This window comes from Planobispora longispora (genome assembly GCF_016863135.1).
GTDB classification, from domain to species: domain Bacteria; phylum Actinomycetota; class Actinomycetes; order Streptosporangiales; family Streptosporangiaceae; genus Planobispora; species Planobispora longispora.
This window is the reverse complement of record NZ_BOOH01000104.1, coordinates 1-903: the sequence shown is the minus strand read 5'-3', so window position 1 is coordinate 903 and position 903 is coordinate 1. Positions and strand designations below refer to the sequence as shown.

The following is a 903-nucleotide window of genomic DNA, read 5'->3' as shown; positions in this document are numbered from 1 at the left end:
GGCCACGGTTCCGGAGCGGTTCGCTGAGGTGGTGGCCGGGTCGCCGGATGCGGTGGCGGTGGTGTGCGGGCCGGTGGCGTTGACGTATGCGCAGTTGGATGGCCGGGCGGGGGCGTTGGCGGGGGTGTTGGCGGGGTTGGGGGTGGGGCCGGAGCGGTGTGTGGCGTTGCTGGTGCCGCGGTCGGTGGAGCTGGTGGTGGCGGTGGTGGGGGTGGTTCAGGCCGGGGGGGCGTATGTGCCGGTCGATCCGTCCTATCCGGCCGAGCGGATCGGGTTCATCGTCGAGGATGCCGCTCCGATGCTGGTGGTGACGGTGCCCGAGCTGCGGGAGCGGGCCCCGGCCGGGGTGCCGGTGGTGCTGTTGCACGAGGACGGCACGGTCTCATCCGATGCCGATGCCGCGTCCCTGCCGGAGAGCGGTTCTGAGCTTGCCGATGCCGCTTCGGTGGAGGCCGCCGTTTCTTTGCTGGACAGCGGGTCTCATTCTGGTGGCGCCGGTGCGGCGGGGAGTGATTACGGCGTGGTTCGGCGCCTGGGTGCGGCGGGCAGGCGAGCTGGTGGGCCGGGCTGGGGAGGGCTGCGGCCGGAGCATCCGGCGTATGTGATCTTCACGTCGGGGTCCACGGGTCGTCCGAAGGGTGTGGTGGTGTCGCAGGGCAATGTGGTCCGGTTGCTGGATGCCACGCAGGGCTGGTTCGGGTTCGGTCCGCAGGATGTGTGGACGTTGTTCCACTCCTATGCCTTCGATTTCTCGGTGTGGGAGTTGTGGGGGGCGTTGTTGTACGGGGGCCGGTTGGTGGTGGTGCCCTTCGAGGTCAGCCGCTCGCCGCAGGAGTTCGTGGGGTTGCTGGCCGAGCAGCGGGTCACGGTGCTCAACCAGACCCCGTCCGCCTTCTACCAGCT

Annotated in this window: 1 protein-coding gene; it reads left to right on the top strand. The window is 69.9% G+C overall.

The annotated features are described in order from the left end of the window. Positions 1 to 903 (top strand): AMP-binding protein (locus Plo01_RS39790; RefSeq protein WP_203895988.1); only part of this gene is annotated, 903 nt, incomplete at both ends.